This window comes from Pseudoalteromonas sp. T1lg76 (genome assembly GCF_002964725.1).
GTDB lineage: Bacteria > Pseudomonadota > Gammaproteobacteria > Enterobacterales > Alteromonadaceae > Pseudoalteromonas.
Genome location: NZ_PQCE01000030.1, coordinates 40,801 through 57,760, shown reverse-complemented (window position 1 = coordinate 57,760; position 16,960 = coordinate 40,801). Strand labels below are relative to the sequence as shown.

Here is a 16,960-nt window from a genome sequence, read left to right as displayed (position 1 = left end):
CCAGCTCGGTATCCTTACCTCGCGTTCAAAACTAAAAAAGCAGTGCTTTTTTCGGGCGTTTTTCACCCTGCTTAGCTCCACCACTTTCTTACTAAATACTTCATTTCCAGAAAATCATTTACCTGCGCATTAGCCCTTGGTCGCATTTACACGAAAATGCCCGACTCCTTCATTTCTCTGCCTTAATTGCCATGATATGCTGACAAAAAATTCAGCCTTGCCGTTATGAATCCCCATAAACAAAGCCTTATTTATCTGCACGTTGCCGTACTCTTATTTGGCGGCACCGCCCTGTTTGCCAAGTTGATCAATCTCTCGGCCTTAGACATCACAGTCTATCGCACCGCGGTGGCCGCAGCCGTCCTGGCCTTGCTGCTTGGTTTTCAGGGTCAGCGTATACGTTTAAGCAGCCGTAAAGATTATGCTATTGCCATTGGGCTAGGCATGATAGTTGGCATACATTGGGTCACTTACTTTGCCGGCATGCAGCTGGCGGGGATCACCATAGGCATAATCGCGTTTTTCAGTTATCCGGTACTGACCGTCTTAATAGAACCCCTGTTTCATCGTCAATGGCCAAAAGCCAAGGATATAGTCAGTGCCTTAGTGGTAAGTGGGGGCATTTACCTCTTGGTACCCGAAGCGAATTTAGGCAACGATGTCACTTTGGGGATAGTTACCGGGGTGTTTTCGGCGCTGTGCTTTGCCCTGCGCAATATTTTCCAAAAGCGTTATTTCACCCATTACAGTGGCCCGCAAACCATGTTTTACCAAACCCTGGTTGCGGCGCTGATGCTGTGCGCTTTTGTCGAGGTGCCGGTGACAGACATCCCCGAACGTGACATTGCCCTCTTGCTCCTAGTAGCCATTGTTTTTACCGCCGCGCCCCATGCCTTATTTGCAGCTTCTCTGCGAGGGCTCAGCGCCACCACCGCCGGGCTTATCTCTTGTTTACAGCCCTTGTACGCAACCATTTTGGCGTTTATGCTGCTGCAAGAGCGTCCCGATACGGCGACGTTAATCGGCGGTCTGATGATAGTCAGCGCTGCCCTTTTTGAAACCTGGTCAGTCTCGAGGCAACCAAAATGAAGGTTTTTGCACACCGCGGAGCCAGCGGCAACCACCCGGAAAACACCGAAATCGCCATTAACTCGGCGTTAGACATAGGTGTCGATGGCATTGAATTGGATCTGCAAAGCTGTTTGGATGACTACGTTATCATCCACGACTCCTGGTTGGACAGAACCACCTCGGGGCAAGGCAAGGTTAATGCCACCGCCTTTGCCGATATTAGGCGGGTGGATGCCGGAAATGGACAAAAGGTGCCGGGCTTACAAGATGTGATTGACTGGGTAGGCAATAAGACCCTGCTGAACCTGGAGTTAAAACACACCTTTTCCCTCGATAAGCTGGTCAGCACCTTGGAGCACAATGTCGACCAAGGCCGACTCAACCGCGATCAACTTATTGTTTCTTCTTTTGATCACCACCAACTGCAATGGTTGAAACAACATCTGCCCTGGGTCAAAATTGGCGCATTAACATCGTCTATTCCCTTAGGCTATGCGGAATTTGCTCAGCGTCTTAATGCCTATAGCCTGCACTTGGATAAAAACTTTGTTAATCATCAGTTTGTCGCCGATGCAAAGGCGCGGGGGCTGGAGGTCTATGCCTACACGGTAGATAAAGACGAAGATATTTTAACCATGCAGGCACTGGGGGTAGATGGCGTCTTTACCAACTTCCCATGCAATACCAAAAAAGTCTTGGCACAGCATGGAGATAACCAAGCAGGCATGGCTTAAAGCGCTTTGTCAGCCGAGTCGCAGCACGCATAAAAAAAGCCGCTATCAAGCGGCTTCTTACTTAAGAGGAATCCTTATTAGTCACGCACCTGACCAATACCATTGACCAGGTATTTTTCCGTGGTAAGGGATTCCAGCCCCATTGGACCGTAGGCATGCAATTTGGTAGTGGCAATACCAATTTCGGCACCTAAGCCTAACTGTGAACCATCTGAGAAGCGTGATGATGCATTCACCATAACCACAGACGCATCCACACTGCGTTGGAACAGCGCCGCCGTTTGCTCATTTTGGGTGCAGATCACCTCGGTATGAAAGCTACCAAAACGATCTATATGGGCCACCGCGGCGTTAAAGTCTTCTACCATGCGCACGGCAATTTCTAAGTCTAGGTATTCCTCACCGAACTCGTCTTCACCTATCACCTTGGCGCCATCAAAGTACTGTGCCGCCTGGCTGTCGGCGTTAATACGCACGCCTTTTTCGGCCAAGGCCTTGGCAGCTATAGGTAAAAATTGCGGGGCAATAGCCTGATGCACCACTAGGCCTTCCAGGGCATTACATACCCCAGTGCGCTGCGTTTTACCGTTCAACAGCAGATTTAGGGCAATATCCAAATCTGCGTCCTTATCCACATAAAGGTGACATACGCCCTTAAAGTGCTGGATCACCGGAATGGTGCTGTTCTCGGTGACAAAGTTAATCAGGCCTTCACCACCGCGAGGAATAATAAGGTCAATGGTCTCGCGCTGGCGCATCAGCTCCATCAGCAGACCACGGTCTGGATCTGGGATCACCGAGATCAGCGCCGTTGGTAAATTATGCTGCTCTAATACCTGATGCAGCACCTCGGCGATGGCCATGCTTGAGGCCAGTGCCTCTTTACCACCACGTAAAATTACCGCGTTACCTGATTTAAAACACAAGGCACCGGCATCGGCGGTTACGTTCGGGCGCGCCTCATAAATCATGCAGATCACCCCAAGCGGCACCCGCATCTTGGTAATTTTGATGCCATTGGGACGCTCGCCTAACGAGCGTAATTGGCCCACAGGATCGTCAAGCTCGGCAATGGTTTCAATACCAACGGCCATATCTTCGATACGGTCATCGGTCAGGGTCAGACGGTCAACCATGGCCGGGGCCAAGTTGTTGTCACGGGCCTGGGCAAGGTCTTGTTCATTGCGTGTTTTAATCTGCTCTTTATTGTCGCGCAGCGCCTTGGCCATATCGCGCAATACGGTATTTTTACTCTCGGTATCAAGCAAGGCCAGTACTTTGGCGGCCTTGGCTGCTTGGGCGGAAATATCCTTAACTAAACTCATGATTTCTCCAATACTGCGATGTCTTCATCTGAAATAATCGGGCCGATTGAATCTTGCACCTCATCGCTGAATTCTGTGCTTTCGTTCTCGGCTATAAAGTTCAGCAAACAACTGCTGTAGTTAGCCCTGGCCTTGGCCAGCTTAGTGCCATCGTCGCTGCGCACTAAAATGGTGTCGCCAACCGCAAACTCGCCCCGCACCTCAACTATCTCATGGGGATTAAGCTGTTCGCTATTTTTATCCAGAGGCTCGGTAAAACTCCCTTCAACCACAAGTTCACCCTGCTCGCTGGCGGTGTGTGTGCGCCAGTGAATCGCTTCTTGCATCGGCTTTTCATACGGCATAAAGATAGTGCCCGGATTCTCCCCCTCAAGTAAACGATTAAAAGTTTGTTCCTTAAAACCATTTAGAATAAAGGTGGTGATCCCGTGCGAAGTTGCCTTCTCTGCCGCTTCAATTTTGGTTTTCATGCCTCCTGTGCCCACGGCACTGGTAGCACAGCCGGCCATAGCATAAATCGAATCGTCGATCTTGCTTATCTCGGGCAACAACACAGCATCACTGTGTAAATTCGGGTTTTTATCGAATAAGCCATCGACGTCAGAGCAAATCATCAGGGCATCCGCATCGGCGGCGGCCGCAACCATGGCGGACAGGTTATCGTTGTCGCCCACCCTAAGATCGTCCGTGGTCACAGTGTCGTTCTCATTGATAATAGGCAGCACACCGTGATCAAGCAGGGTAAAGATGGTTTCACGAATACTTTTATAGCGCTCACGGTCACGCAAGTCACCATGAGTCAGTAAGATTTGCGCCGAAGGAAAATCGAAAAATCGGTCCCAGGCCGCCATCATCTCAGTTTGTCCCGCCGCGGCCATGGCTTTTTTCATCGCCACTGAGCGCGCTTTATCGGCCGGAAACAGGTGTGAGCCGGCGGCTACCGAGCCGGAGGAGACCAAGATCACCTCAATGCCTTGCGCCCGACAACGAACAATAAACTGCGCAATGCTGAGCAGATAGCGGGAGCTGCAACCATTTTGCTCCGGCGCAATTAAGGCACTGCCCACTTTAAGTACGATACGTTGCCATTTAAACGTTTGCATGTGCTTCACATCCTTACCAACAGGGTTTTAGGTGATAAACCAACTCATAGCCTCGCCTATCGCCGTGGCGATATCACGAAGAAAAAAGGGCCTAATTTAAACAATAAAAAAGCCGCTATGGAGCGGGCCGTGATTAACTAGGGTTGGCCAGCACAGCGACTGACGCATAAGGCTTAGCCACAACCCAAGGGAGTTAAGAAAAAGCACTAACAGTTGTGGTTTGCTTGGCTCCATAAAGCACAAAACCACAATTAATTAGCACTCTAATATTTTATGTACGAAGGTTATTATGCGGATCTGTCACTAAATATCAAGGATAACGGGGCAATAAAGAACATAAAGCCTATTTATATTACGTAGCACCATCACCTTGCAATGAAAGGGCAGAATTTAAAACCGAAACAAAAACGTTAGACCTGATACTAATTTCCACTCAGACGATAAACAGCTGAAAAGGCTCAGCTGAAGGTTAGGATTTTGCCGAGCGACATTGTCATCGATGCTCACTTACCTCATACTTAAATTTCACGGATAGATTAAAAGGGTTTTTATGTCAGCTGTTTATATTGCAGGAATTGCGCTATGCAGCGTTATTGCACAGTGGCTCGCCTGGGCCTTTCGCGTTCCCGCGATTTTATTCCTCCTTCTTACCGGTCTTCTACTCGGACCTGCCACTTCCTTACTCAAACCCGATGAGCTATTGGGTGAACTGCTTTTCCCCGTGGTCTCCTTATCGGTGGCGGTGATCCTGTTCGAAGGCGCATTAACCCTGCACTTTCGAGAGCTAAAAGGCATAGGCAAAGTAGTACGAAACCTGTGCTCTGTGGGCATGCTGGTGACCTTTGCGGTGATCAGCACCAGCGCTTACTTACTGCTTGAGCTGGACTGGCGGGTGGCCGCGGTACTGGGTGCCGTATTAGTGGTAACCGGGCCGACCGTGATTGCGCCGCTGCTCAATGCCATGCGCCCAACCCAGGATATTGACCGAGTGCTGCGCTGGGAAGGCATAGTGATTGATCCCATTGGCGCCTTATTTGCTGTCTTGGTGTTTGAGGCCGTAATGCTGGTAGGTCAAAGCGATGTCTTTAGCCATACTTTGGGCGCCCTGGTGACCACCTTAGGCGTTGGCTTCTCACTTGGCGCCGCCGCAGGTTGGATCACCACTCAGCTTATTCGTCGTGAATGGCTGCCCTACGATCTACATAAATTCTTTACCCTTGCTTTGGTGCTGATAAGCTTCACCGTATCCAATCATCTCAGCCATGAGTCGGGCCTGTTGGCAGTGACAGTATTTGGGATCTGGTTGGCAAATCAGGATGACTTGGAAATAGACTCGGTGCTGGAGTTTAAAGAAGACTTATCCATGATCCTTATCTCCACCCTGTTTATCCTCTTGGCGGCACGCCTGGAGTTATCGGATTTACTGGCTCTGGATGCTCAGGTGTTTTTCTTCCTCGCCATAGTGCTGTTTGTGGCGCGTCCGTTAAATATCTTGCTTTCCACCTATGGCAGCGACCTGCCGATAAAGTCCCGTATTATGTTGGCCTGGATAGCACCACGAGGCATAGTCGCCGCAGCCGTGGGCTCGGTATTCGCCCTCAGTATGGCCGAAGCCGGTATCCTCGATGCCGATAAAATGGTGCCGCTGATCTTTACCGTGATCATAGTGACAGTCGTGCTTAACAGTCTCAGTGCCGTACCCTTAGCAAAACTGCTGGAAGTGCGCCAACCGGCGCCATCAACCCTGCTGTTTATTGGTGCCAACCATGTTTCTCGCGCCATTGCCCGTGGCTTAAAAGATCAGGACATAGATGTGCATCTCTCCGATCCGGCCTGGGAAAACTGCAAAATGGCACGCATGGATGGCCTGCCCTGCTACTACGGCAACCCGCAATCCGAGCATGCCGAGCGTTACCTCCCTCTTGGCAATCTCAATAAGGTATTGGCCATGTCGCCAAACCGCCATCACAATGCCTTGGGTATTCAATACTTTAGCCATTTGCTGGGGGAGAATAAGGTGTTCTCTTTAAAGTCTTCGCAAAACCACGCCAAAGCCAATAAAGACAGTGCCACCTTCTTATCACGGCAGATCCTCTTTGGCGATAATGGCTCCTACGCCAAGCTCAGCAGCCTGATAGCCAAGGGCGGCAAGGTCAGTGCAACACGCTTAAGTGAAGAATTTGACTGGCAGCAATACCAGGAATTTAATGCCGAGGCCATTCCCCTATTTATTATTGGTGCCGAGAAATCTGTGCGTATCATTACCGAGGATATGGAGCGACCGCCGGAGCAAGGGGAGAAAATTGTCGCGTTGCAGCCGCCGAAAATGTCGCTGATCAAAGATGCTCAACAAAACGGTTCAAGCAAAAATCCGCAGTTGCAGGCAACGAAGAATCCGAATTAAAGGAATAAAAATCAGGCAACAAAAAACCCGACATAAAGTCGGGTTTTTTAGCATATGCTGTAAAAGCTAAGAATCAAATTACTTGATTTTCGCTTCTTTGAAGATCACGTGCTTACGAACTTTAGGATCGTATTTTTTGATCTCCATTTTTTCAGGCATGTTACGCTTGTTTTTGTCGGTAGTGTAGAAGTAACCAGTACCGGCAGTTGAAACTAGACGAATCTTATCGCGCATGACTTAGGTTCCTTAAACTTTTTCGCCGCGAGCACGGACTTCTGCTAGAACCGCGTCGATGCCTTTCTTATCGATAATACGCATACCTTTAGTAGTAGTACGTAGTGATACAAAGCGTTTTTCGCTTTCAACCCAAAAACGGTGAGTTTGTAGGTTAGGTAGGAAACGACGCTTAGTCGCATTGCGCGCGTGTGAGCGGTGATTACCTACCACTGGGCGCTTACCTGTAACTTGACAGACTTTAGACATGTCTATTTATCTCCAATAACTTCGCTCGAGCTTAATTTTCCCTTATGGCCTTTTTGTATACTGCCCCGGGATAAATCGAAGGGCGCTCTTTATACAGCATAGACAGGCAAAGATCAAGAAACCTGATCTCAGAATCAGCTCATGTATGAATTTTGATAGCGGCCAATTATAGAGATCTAGGCGGCAAAGGGAAAGCAAAAACTGCATTTAAATTGCACTAAAGGCGTTTATTTTTGCGCTTTACTCTGAGCACCATCTAAACGCCTTCTGCTCGCGGTGTGAACTAAGTACATACTCCGAAAGGAACAACAAATAACGGAAAGCGTTTAGAGCAGTCCCTGCTCGGCAAAAGACACGCATTGACTGCCGCCTACAACCAGGTGATCCAGCACCCGAATATCCACCAGCGCCAACCCCTGAGTAAGTTTATGGGTGATCAGTTTATCCGCCTGGCTGGGCTCGGCCACGCCGCTGGGATGATTATGAGCCAAGATCACCGCTGCCGCATTGTGCTTCAGTGCCGCCTTTACCACCTCGCGCGGATAGACGGACGCTGCATCTATGGTGCCCTGAAACAAGACTTCCCTGGTGATTAAGCGGTGCTGCGCATCTAAAAACAGTACTAAAAACTGCTCCCGCTGCTGAGTTTTTAGCTCAAGCAGCAAAAAATCACGCACCGCCTGCGGCGAATCAAACAAGGTGTCGCGCTCTAAGGCGCTGAGCAAATGTCGTCTTGCCAACTCGATAGCCGCCTGTAATTGCACATACTTAGCCGTGCCCATACCGCGCCAGCGGCAAAAATCATCATGCTCGGCGCTCAACAAGGGCGACAGCCCCTGGCTGTGGCTTAACACCTGCTGCGCCAGCTCCACGGCATTGGCGCCGGGCACACCGGTACGAAAGAAAATCGCTAGTAATTCGGCATCGGATAAGCTGTGAGCGCCGCTGGCAAGCAGCTTCTCACGCGGCCTTTGCGCCTGGGGGATGTCGGTGATACGCATAAGCACTCCTTGCTTTGCTAATTGCTAAACTATAGTGCAAGGGGCCGACATCTGGTATCTTTTACCCCAGTTTAGGGCGTTATACCCGTTTAAATATCAACTGAATTATTGTTCGCTATGCAAAACAAAAAAGTGGTCCTTGGGATCAGCGGCGGCATTGCCGCCTACAAATGTGCCGAGTTAACACGTCGCCTTAAAGAGCGCGGTTGTGAGGTTAAAGTGGTGATGACCGACAGTGCCAAACACTTTATCACGCCACTGACCATGCAGGCGGTATCCGGTGAAATGGTGTCGGACTCCCTGCTCGACCCTCAAGCCGAAGCGGCCATGGGCCATATCGAATTTGCCAAATGGGCGGATCTGATTTTAGTTGCCCCGGCAACGGCGAACATCATTGCCAAAATGGCTGCCGGCATTGCCGATGATCTTCTCACCACCTTATTGCTGGCCACGGATGCCGACGTTGCCATCGCCCCGGCGATGAATCAACAAATGTATGCCCACCCGGCCACCAAAGCGAATTTAACCACCTTGGCTCAACGCGGTGTCGCCATCTGGGGCCCGGGCAGCGGCGAGCAGGCCTGTGGCGATGTGGGTGCCGGACGTATGCTGGAGCCGATGGAATTAGTAGAGCTTATCTGCACACCCGCCCACGAGCCGGTATTAGCGGGCAAAACTGTCACCATCACCGCTGGACCAACCCGCGAGGCGCTCGATCCGGTGCGTTATATTACCAATCATAGTTCGGGGAAAATGGGCTATGCCCTGGCCGAAGCGGCACTGGCTCTGGGCGCTAAGGTGAATTTGATCTCCGGCCCGGTGAGCCTGACGCCACCGGCGCAATGCCAAGTGTATGGTGTTCAAAGCGCACTGGAAATGCACCAACAAGCATTGGCCTTAGCGCCGCAGTCGGATATTTTTATTGGCTGTGCCGCGGTTGCAGATTATCGCGCCGCCGATATCGCCGAACAAAAAATGAAGAAACAAGGCGATGAGCTGACCCTGACTTTGGTGAAAAACCCGGACATTATTGCCGACGTTGCCGCCTTAACAAAGCAGCGTCCGTTTACCGTTGGCTTTGCCGCCGAAACTCAGGATGTTGCCACTTATGCCAAGGGCAAATTGCGCAATAAAAACCTGGATATGATCTGTGCCAACGACGTGGCAAAACAGGGACAAGGCTTTAACAGCGACAGCAATGCCCTGACCTTGTTTAGCGCCGACAGCGAACTAAGCCTGCCATTAACCGACAAGCATAAGTTAGCGCTCACTGTCATGGAAAATATTGCTGCAAAGTTGATTTAAAGCATGTAAAAAACTGGAAAGGGATTTCAGAAAGCATTAAGATGGCGTTCATAATAAAGGTCAAAGACCACTAAAGAGCTTTAAAAAGGAACGCCATGGCTGCCACACGCCGCACTAATCGCAAAGAGCAGATTCTCCAATCACTAGCGCAAATGTTAGAGACTAGCCCAGGTCAACGTATTACCACCGCCAAGCTGGCAGCTGAGGTGGGGGTATCGGAAGCGGCGCTGTATCGTCACTTTCCAAGCAAGGCACGTATGTTCGAAGGCTTAATCGAGTTTATCGAAGACACCCTGCTCTCACGCATCAACATCATTTTAGAAAACGAAAAAGAAACGCAAAGCCGCGTGTATAACATGCTGATGCTGGTGTTGGCTTTTGCCGAGAAGAATCCGGGCATCACCCGCATCCTGACCGGCGACGCCCTGCAAGGGGAAAATGAGCGTCTGCGCGAGCGCATCCAAAGCCTGTTTGAAAAGCTGGAAACCCAGTTTAAGCAAGTTCTACGTGAACGTAAGCTGCGCGAAGGTAAGGCTTTTGCCAGCGACGAAGCCACATTGGCCAACCTGTTCCTTGCCTATGTGGAAGGCAAGATGAACCAGTTTGTGCGCTCTAACTTTACCGCCAAGCCCAGTGCTCAGTTTGAGAAGCAGTGGCAAGAGCTGCAAAAGATCTGGTTGTAGCTCCCCCCCTCGCACCTTATAGGTCGGTGCTTGCGCCGACATATCAAAAAATGGTGCATCTTTGTCGGGGTGAACCCCGACCTACAGGGGTAATGGCCAGCGCTGCATCTCGATCAAACGCGACTGGGTACGGGCAAATTCAAACGCCAAACGCTCGCCCTGGTATAAATGAGTCAGCTCCCCCTGAGCGGCAATGACAATCAATTTCCCCGTGTCGTAGAACTCATCCACCAGCGCAATAAAACGCCTTGCCTCATCGTCAAACAGGGCATGACTGATCTGCTCCCGCTCACGTATGTAGCCCTCTTCAATGCCTTGAGCGGTAAAGTGTTGTACTTTTTCCACGCCCATTAAGGGTACCTTATCCACGTAGAGCACATCGAAACGCTGGGCGAGAAACATATAATCGGCACTGGATCGCCCCAACCCACATAGCTCAAGGAAATCGATACAGGCGGCGCGCTCACCGAGGGCTTGAAAACGCACGGCCCTATAGTGGATCAACAAGGCCTGGCTGTGGGCAGCTTGTTTTTGCTCCTTGCTAAAACGCTGCAACAGGCGCTCCGGCTGATACTCGATAAAATGCCGAAAGCCGTTAAACCCGTGCAGACGATAATCTTGCTCGCCGCTGACATCACAGACCTGACAATGAGCTTCAATTAAGGCAATTGTCGGCTCAAAACGGGCGCGCTGTAGGCCATTGCGGTATAACTCATGGGGCTGGCAGTTACTGGTTGCAACCAGTACCACGCCTTCGGCAAACAGGGCTTCGAACAGGCGTGCCATGATCATGGCATCACCGATATCGCTGACAAAGAATTCATCAAAGCAGAGCAAGCGTGTCTGCGACGCATAGTCATTGGCAAGTTGTCGCATGGGATTTTTAGTCCCTTGCAATGCCTGCAAGCGCTCATGCACCCAGGCCATAAAGTGATGAAAGTGTAGGCGCTGTTTATTTGCTATCGCTATCTGCTCATAAAATAAGTCCATCAGCATGGACTTGCCCCGCCCTACCGGACCATGTAAATAAAGCCCGTGAATAAGGCGTTTGCGCTGCCAGAAAAAGCGAGGGGATGCTTGGTCTGCCTCCAAAGCCGACGCCAGCTTTGCCAGCGCCTTGATCGCACGCAACTGCACGGGATCGGCGAGGATCTCTTTATTGCCAATAAGCTGGCTGTATTGGTCGAGGATTTTACTCAAGGTGGCTGTTTTCACTATGCGGCATGGGCTATACTCGCGCCATTGTAACCAAGTTTAAGCCCGTCCCCAATGAAGTTCCCCTGCCGATTAGACAAGTTTATTAGCAACCTGGCGGAAATTCCGCGCACTCACGCCAAAGCCGCCATTAAGAAAAAGCGTGTCACCGTCAACGGAGAAGTCACTAGGCAGCTTGATCAAGCAGTGACTGAACAAGATGAAATTATGCTCGATGGTGAGATTCTCACCTATCAAGGGATACGCTACTTTATGCTCAATAAGCCGGAAGGTTATGTGTGCGCCAATAGCGATGAGCTCCATGCCACCGTGTTTGAACTGCTTGATGAGCCCAACCTGAGCGAGTTACACATTGCCGGACGCTTAGACATAGACACCACGGGTTTGGTGTTGATCAGCAATGATGGTCAATGGAGCCACCAGATCACCAGCCCGAAAAAGCAAAAATTCAAAACCTATCTGGTCGAGCTGGCCGAGCCGCTTTCAGAGCAAGCGGTTAGTGAACTTGAGCAAGGTGTGCAGCTTCATGGTGAGCGCGACCTCACCCTACCCGCCAAGGTCGAAGTGTTGGCGCCATACCAAATTCGCCTGCATATAGTCGAAGGCAAATACCATCAGGTTAAGCGCATGCTGGCCGCGGTTGGTAACAAGGTGGTGACCTTGCACCGCGAAGCCATTGCCGGCATAGAACTTGACCCGGATCTCGCCCCGGGTGAGTACCGTCTCCTGAGCGAAGAGGAAATCGCGCTCTAGCGCTAAGTGTCCTCAGGAAAAGTCCATTGCACTGGTGTGCGGTTCACCTATAGTAATAGGTATGTACCGATTAAGCCTATGAGTAGCAATGGAAATCATTCACCACGGAGCGGTAAATGGCGTGACCGGCTCTTGCCACCAGTTGAAGGTGAGCGAGAGCGAGTCCTTATTGGTCGACTGCGGCCTGTTTCAAGGGCTTGAAGCGCGCCAGGAGCTCGGCATCGAATTTGATATCAGTACGGTGCGGGCACTCCTAGTAACCCACTGCCATATCGACCATGTGGGTCGTATCCCCTACCTGCTTGCCGCCGGTTTTAGCGGCCCGATTTACGCCTCCGAAGCCACTGCCGCCCTGCTTCCCCTAGTGATTGAAGATGCTCTAAAAATTGGCGTCACAGAAGATGAGCAACTGGTTGCCACCTGCTTAAGGCTTATTCGCCAGCAACTGGTACCGCTCCCCTTTAAACAGTGGCAAATGCTGGAGCAATTTAAGACCCCATTGCGCTTTCGCCTGCAACGGGCCGGACATATTCTCGGCTCCGCCTATATCGAAATCGATGTAGGCCAAGGAAAGCAGGCGCAACGAGTGGTGTTTTCCGGAGACTTAGGCGCACCCCACACGCCCTTGCTACCGGCACCTAAACCACCCTATAAGGCCGACACCCTGGTGATTGAGTCTACCTATGGCGATACCCTGCATCAGGGGCGTAAAAACCGCAGTAAACGACTTAAGGAAGTGATTGAAAAGGCGGTACGCGATAACGGCGTGGTGCTGATTCCCGCCTTTAGCATAGGCCGAACTCAGGAGCTGCTCTACGAGCTGGAGCAGATCATCCACAGTGCCCCAAAACGATCTTTTTGGCGGGACATTGAGGTGATTATCGACTCCCCCATGGCCGCCAATTTCACCAGCGAATATAGACACTTTAAATCGCTCTGGGATAAAGAGGCCAAGGCACGTGTGGCCAAGGGCCGCCATCCCCTTAACTTTGAACATCTGTATACCCTGGATAGCCACCAGGAGCATGTACAAACTCTGAGTTATCTTAAGCAGAGGCAAAAGCCGGCGATTGTGATCGCCGCCAGTGGCATGTGCAGCGGCGGGCGCATAGTGAATTACCTGGAAGCTTTTATAGGAGATCCCCGTACCGATGTGATCTTTGTCGGCTATCAGGGCCAGGGAACGCCCGGACGTGATATTCAAAAATACGGCCCGCGCGGTGGTTATGTGTTGTTAAATAAGCAAAGGATCGATATTAAAGCACAGATACATACCATTAGCGGTTACAGCGCTCATGCGGATCAGGCCAATTTAGTGCGATTTGTTAGCGGCATGACGAAGAAGCCAAGACATATCAAAATAGTGCATGGTGATACAGAGGCAAAGCAAGCGCTTGCGGATAAACTTAAAGAAAGCCTCAAAGGCGAAGTGAAGATAGAAATCGCGACCTAAGGCGTTGTAGGTCGGCCTTTAGGCCGACAAATATGCACATAGTTAGCTTTGTCGGCGCAGAGCACCGACCTACAGGTTATTACTCATAACCATTGGGGTTTTGGCTTTGCCAGCGCCAAGCATCCTGCATCATTTGCATTAAGCCGCGCTCTGCCTGCCATCCCAGCTCATTCAAAGCTTTTTGCGCACTGGCATAACAGGTGGCGATATCGCCATCGCGACGCGGGGCGATTTGATAAGGCACGGGCTTGTCGGCCACCTGCTCCAAGGCCTGCACCATTTCCAATACCGAGTAACCGTTGCCGGTACCCAGGTTATAAATATGCACACCGCTGTGTTCAGCAAGCCAGTCCAGGGCTTTAAGGTGACCCAAGGCTAGGTCGACAACATGAATGTAATCGCGCACTCCGGTGCCGTCTTTGGTAGGGTAATCGTCCCCAAATACCGCCAGCTTCTCCAGCTTACCTACGGCTACCTGAGAGATATAAGGCAAGAGGTTATTGGGAATGCCGTTAGGGTCTTCACCAATTTGTCCGCTGTGATGAGCGCCAACCGGATTAAAGTAGCGCAAGATAGCAAAGCGCCAACGGGGATCGGACTTGGCTACATCTTCCAGAATCCGCTCCACCATCAATTTAGAGGTGCCATAAGGGTTGGTGGTGCCGCCCACGGGGGCATTTTCATCTATGGGCAAGGTTTGCGGGTCGCCATAAACCGTGGCGGATGAGCTAAATACCAAAGAGAACACTTCGGCTTCGCGCATCGCTTCAATCAGGGTAAGCGACCCCTGGACATTATTTTGGTAATACATCACTGGCTTGCTCACCGACTCGCCCACAGCCTTAAGGCCAGCAAAATGTACCACGGCGGTGATATGATGATCGCTAAACACCTTATCCAACGCCGCTTTATCGCGAATATCACCTTGAACAAAGGCCACGCTCTTACCCGTTAGCGCCTCAACGCGACGTAGCGACTCTTGCGAGCTGTTGCTCAGGTTATCAAAGACCAGCACTTCACTGCCCTGCTCAAGCAACTCAAGTACCGTGTGTGAGCCGATATAACCGGCTCCGCCGGTCACTAAGATTTTCATAATCTATCCCTGTCAAAAATTAGGCGTAAAAACCTTTGTACCATTTAACCAATTGCTTCACCCCGGAGGTAACATCGACCTGAGGGCGATAGCCGGTTGCAGTAAAAAGATCTTCGGTATCGGCATAGGTTTTATACACATCGCCCGGCTGCATTTCGCGGAAGTTTTTCACCGCTTCGATACCCAGCTCATCTTCAATGGCCTTAATAAAGTCCATCAGATTAACAGGGCTGCCATGGCCGATGTTGTAAACCTTGTAAGGAGCCGAGCTAGTGGCCGGCGAGCCAGACTCAACCTTCCACTCCGGGTTCGGCTCGGGCACCACATCGGCAATACGCACCACACCTTCGACAATGTCGTCGATATAGGTAAAATCGCGCCACATGTCACCATGGTTATTCACGTCTATGGTTTCACCGTTAAGGATTTTCTTGGTGAAAATGTAGGGAGCCATATCCGGGCGGCCCCAAGGACCATACACGGTAAAGAAACGCAGCCCGGTAGTTGGCAAACCATATAAATGAGAATAGCTATGAGCCATTACTTCGTTGGACTTCTTGGTCGCCGCATAGAGTGAAACCGGGTGGTCAACGGAATCACTGGTAGAAAAAGGCGTGGTTTCATTTAAACCATAGACAGAGCTGGATGACGCATATACCAAGTGCTCAATCTGATTATGGCGACAGGCTTCTAAGATATTTAGGTGGCCAAACAGATTGCTTTCGGCGTAGGCATGAGGGTTATCAATAGAGTAACGCACACCGGCCTGGGCCGCTAAGTGAATAACGCGGTCAAACTTTTCCTGCTCGAATAGTTGCGCCAGCGCCTGCTGCTGAATAAGATCCAACTCAATAAAAGTAAAACGTTCGTGCTTTATGTGCTCAAGGCGCGCCGTTTTTAGGGCAACATCATAATAATCATTAAGGTTATCTATGCCAACAACTTCATGGCCCTGTGCCAATAGCTTGTCACTGACCGCGGCGCCTATAAAACCCGCGGCGCCCGTTACTAAATACTTCATAGCTACCCTTATTAATCACTGCCAAACAGGTCGCGAGTGTACACCTTATCCGCGACATCACTCAATTCATCGGTCATCCTATTAGAGATTATGACATCAGAGCACTGCTTGAGTTCCTCAAGCGAGGTGGTGACCTTAGAATGGAAAAAGGTGTCCGACTCGAGCGTAGGCTCATATATCAGCACTTCGATACCCTTGGCTTTAATACGCTTCATTACGCCCTGAATAGCCGACGCCCTGAAATTATCCGAGCCGGTCTTCATCACCAGGCGATACACACCTACAACCTTAGGGGCGCGTTTAATGATTGAGTCGGCGATAAAATCCTTACGCGTAGTGTTGGCATCAACTATGGCGCGGATCATATTGTTGGGCACATCCTTATAGTTGGCCAGCAACTGCTTGGTATCTTTTGGTAAGCAGTAACCGCCGTAGCCAAACGAAGGATTATTATAATGACTGCCGATACGCGGATCTAAGCCCACCCCTTCAATTACCTGACGGGCATCCAAACCGTGCGACTCTGCATAGCTGTCCAGCTCATTAAAATAGGCGACACGCATGGCAAGGTAAGTGTTGGAGAACAGCTTAATGGCTTCGGCTTCGGTGGAATTAGTCAGCAACACATCCACATCTGTTTTTTCTGCACCTCGCTGTAAAAGGGCCGCAAACTTAGCTGCGCGCTCACTTTGCTCACCAACAATAATACGCGATGGATATAGGTTATCGTGCAGCGCCTTGCCCTCACGCAGAAACTCCGGCGAGAAGAGGATATTATTAACGCCAAACCTTTCCTTGATGCTTTTGGTGTAACCTACTGGCACGGTTGATTTGATAACGATCAGCGCGGCCGGGTTGATGTGAAGCACATCCTCAATCACCTTTTCCACGGTTTGAGTGTTAAAGTAATTGGTCTCTGGATCATAGTCGGTGGGCGTGGCTATCACCACATACTCAGCCCCCTGCAGCGCCATTTCTTTATCCGTGGTGGCGGCAAGGTTAAGTGACTTATGTTGCAAAAAGTGACTGATTTCTTTGTCGATTATGGGTGATTCTTGCTTATTTAATAAAGCAACTTTGTTACTGTCGATATCCAGGGCAACCACTTCATTGTGTTGCGCCAAAAGTACTGCATTAGACAGACCGACGTAGCCGGTACCAACTATAGTAATTTTCATAACAATCTTCTGTGTAAACTAGGTTCAAAGCAATTTCGTATTAGATAAACACTATCGTATAGATATGAATGTTAGATTAAGTTCTGCGAGGGAAAAACTTAAGCGGTATAAGCTATCTAAGCTGGCTGCAGGCTTCGC

16 protein-coding genes are annotated in these 16,960 nt (G+C 50.4%); 7 read left to right on the top strand and 9 right to left on the bottom strand.

The genetic code is table 11. From position 1 onward, the window contains the following. Window positions 1–225 precede the first annotated feature (225 nt). Both C2M35_RS11290 and C2M35_RS11285 read left to right on the top strand, forming a co-directional pair. Complete coding sequence (locus C2M35_RS11290; RefSeq protein WP_105265367.1) at window positions 226–1,089, top strand: DMT family transporter; 864 nt, start codon at window positions 226–228, stop codon at window positions 1,087–1,089. Further along, window positions 1,086–1,805, top strand: coding sequence for a glycerophosphodiester phosphodiesterase (locus C2M35_RS11285; RefSeq protein WP_105258023.1), 720 nt, complete (start codon window positions 1,086–1,088; stop codon window positions 1,803–1,805). Before C2M35_RS11290 ends, C2M35_RS11285 begins: the two co-directional genes overlap by 4 nt. Window positions 1,806–1,882: 77 nt before the next feature. Here the strand turns inward: C2M35_RS11285 and C2M35_RS11280 are convergent, their stop codons facing one another. Further along, on the bottom strand, window positions 1,883–3,130 hold the full coding sequence (locus C2M35_RS11280; RefSeq protein ID WP_105265366.1) for a glutamate-5-semialdehyde dehydrogenase: 1,248 nt from the start codon (window positions 3,128–3,130) through the stop codon (window positions 1,883–1,885). Beyond that, entirely contained in the window at window positions 3,127–4,233 is a 1,107-nt protein-coding gene (proB, locus tag C2M35_RS11275; RefSeq protein WP_105199423.1) for a glutamate 5-kinase, read from the bottom strand. Before proB ends, C2M35_RS11280 begins: the two co-directional genes overlap by 4 nt. A gap of 550 nt (window positions 4,234–4,783) precedes the next feature. On the opposite strand from proB, the gene C2M35_RS11270 reads away from it, so the two are divergent. Then, window positions 4,784–6,637, top strand: coding sequence for a cation:proton antiporter (locus tag C2M35_RS11270; protein WP_105265365.1), 1,854 nt, complete (start codon window positions 4,784–4,786; stop codon window positions 6,635–6,637). 78 nt (window positions 6,638–6,715) lie between these two features. On the opposite strand, the gene rpmG is transcribed toward C2M35_RS11270, so the two are convergent. The 3 genes from rpmG to radC all read right to left on the bottom strand — a co-directional run bounded on the left by rpmG (window position 6,716) and on the right by radC (window position 8,121). After that, on the bottom strand, window positions 6,716–6,871 hold the full coding sequence (rpmG, locus tag C2M35_RS11265; protein ID WP_005493124.1) for a 50S ribosomal protein L33: 156 nt from the start codon (window positions 6,869–6,871) through the stop codon (window positions 6,716–6,718). 12 nt (window positions 6,872–6,883) lie between these two features. Beyond that, the gene (rpmB, locus tag C2M35_RS11260) at window positions 6,884–7,120 is read right to left on the bottom strand and encodes a 50S ribosomal protein L28 (RefSeq protein WP_105199421.1); all 237 of its coding nucleotides are present in this window, start codon (window positions 7,118–7,120) and stop codon (window positions 6,884–6,886) included. Window positions 7,121–7,446: 326 nt separating this feature from the next. Beyond that, window positions 7,447–8,121 carry a RadC family protein gene (radC, locus tag C2M35_RS11255; RefSeq protein ID WP_105199420.1) on the bottom strand — a complete coding sequence of 225 codons (675 nt, stop codon included), beginning with the start codon at window positions 8,119–8,121 and terminating at the stop codon, window positions 7,447–7,449. Between the two features lie 117 nt (window positions 8,122–8,238). Here radC and coaBC point away from each other — a divergent pair, with 117 nt between their 5' ends. After that, window positions 8,239–9,426, top strand: a complete 1,188-nt coding sequence (gene coaBC / locus C2M35_RS11250; RefSeq protein WP_442792756.1) for a bifunctional phosphopantothenoylcysteine decarboxylase/phosphopantothenate--cysteine ligase CoaBC — start codon at window positions 8,239–8,241, stop codon at window positions 9,424–9,426. Window positions 9,427–9,521: 95 nt separating this feature from the next. Next, window positions 9,522–10,109: a nucleoid occlusion factor SlmA gene (gene slmA / locus C2M35_RS11245; RefSeq protein ID WP_105199418.1), complete on the top strand. Its 588-nt coding sequence runs from the start codon at window positions 9,522–9,524 to the stop codon at window positions 10,107–10,109. An 81-nt stretch (window positions 10,110–10,190) separates the two neighbouring features. On the opposite strand, the gene zapE is transcribed toward slmA, so the two are convergent. Continuing rightward, on the bottom strand, window positions 10,191–11,324 hold the full coding sequence (gene zapE, locus C2M35_RS11240) for a cell division protein ZapE (RefSeq protein ID WP_234000054.1): 1,134 nt from the start codon (window positions 11,322–11,324) through the stop codon (window positions 10,191–10,193). 54 nt (window positions 11,325–11,378) lie between these two features. Between zapE and rsuA the strand changes: the two genes are divergently transcribed. Both rsuA and C2M35_RS11230 read left to right on the top strand, forming a co-directional pair. Then, complete coding sequence (gene rsuA / locus C2M35_RS11235; RefSeq protein ID WP_105265363.1) at window positions 11,379–12,077, top strand: 16S rRNA pseudouridine(516) synthase RsuA; 699 nt, start codon at window positions 11,379–11,381, stop codon at window positions 12,075–12,077. Between the two features lie 88 nt (window positions 12,078–12,165). Next, window positions 12,166–13,530, top strand: coding sequence for an MBL fold metallo-hydrolase RNA specificity domain-containing protein (locus C2M35_RS11230; RefSeq protein WP_105265362.1), 1,365 nt, complete (start codon window positions 12,166–12,168; stop codon window positions 13,528–13,530). A gap of 79 nt (window positions 13,531–13,609) precedes the next feature. On the opposite strand, the gene galE is transcribed toward C2M35_RS11230, so the two are convergent. From galE to C2M35_RS11215, 3 genes are read right to left on the bottom strand one after another with little or no spacing between them, the layout of a single operon-like run. After that, window positions 13,610–14,623 carry a UDP-glucose 4-epimerase GalE gene (gene galE, locus C2M35_RS11225; protein WP_105265361.1) on the bottom strand — a complete coding sequence of 338 codons (1,014 nt, stop codon included), beginning with the start codon at window positions 14,621–14,623 and terminating at the stop codon, window positions 13,610–13,612. Between the two features lie 19 nt (window positions 14,624–14,642). Further along, window positions 14,643–15,644, bottom strand: coding sequence for an NAD-dependent epimerase (locus C2M35_RS11220; protein ID WP_105265360.1), 1,002 nt, complete (start codon window positions 15,642–15,644; stop codon window positions 14,643–14,645). An 11-nt stretch (window positions 15,645–15,655) separates the two neighbouring features. Next, complete coding sequence (locus C2M35_RS11215) at window positions 15,656–16,822, bottom strand: nucleotide sugar dehydrogenase (protein ID WP_105265359.1); 1,167 nt, start codon at window positions 16,820–16,822, stop codon at window positions 15,656–15,658. Window positions 16,823–16,960 lie beyond the last annotated feature (138 nt).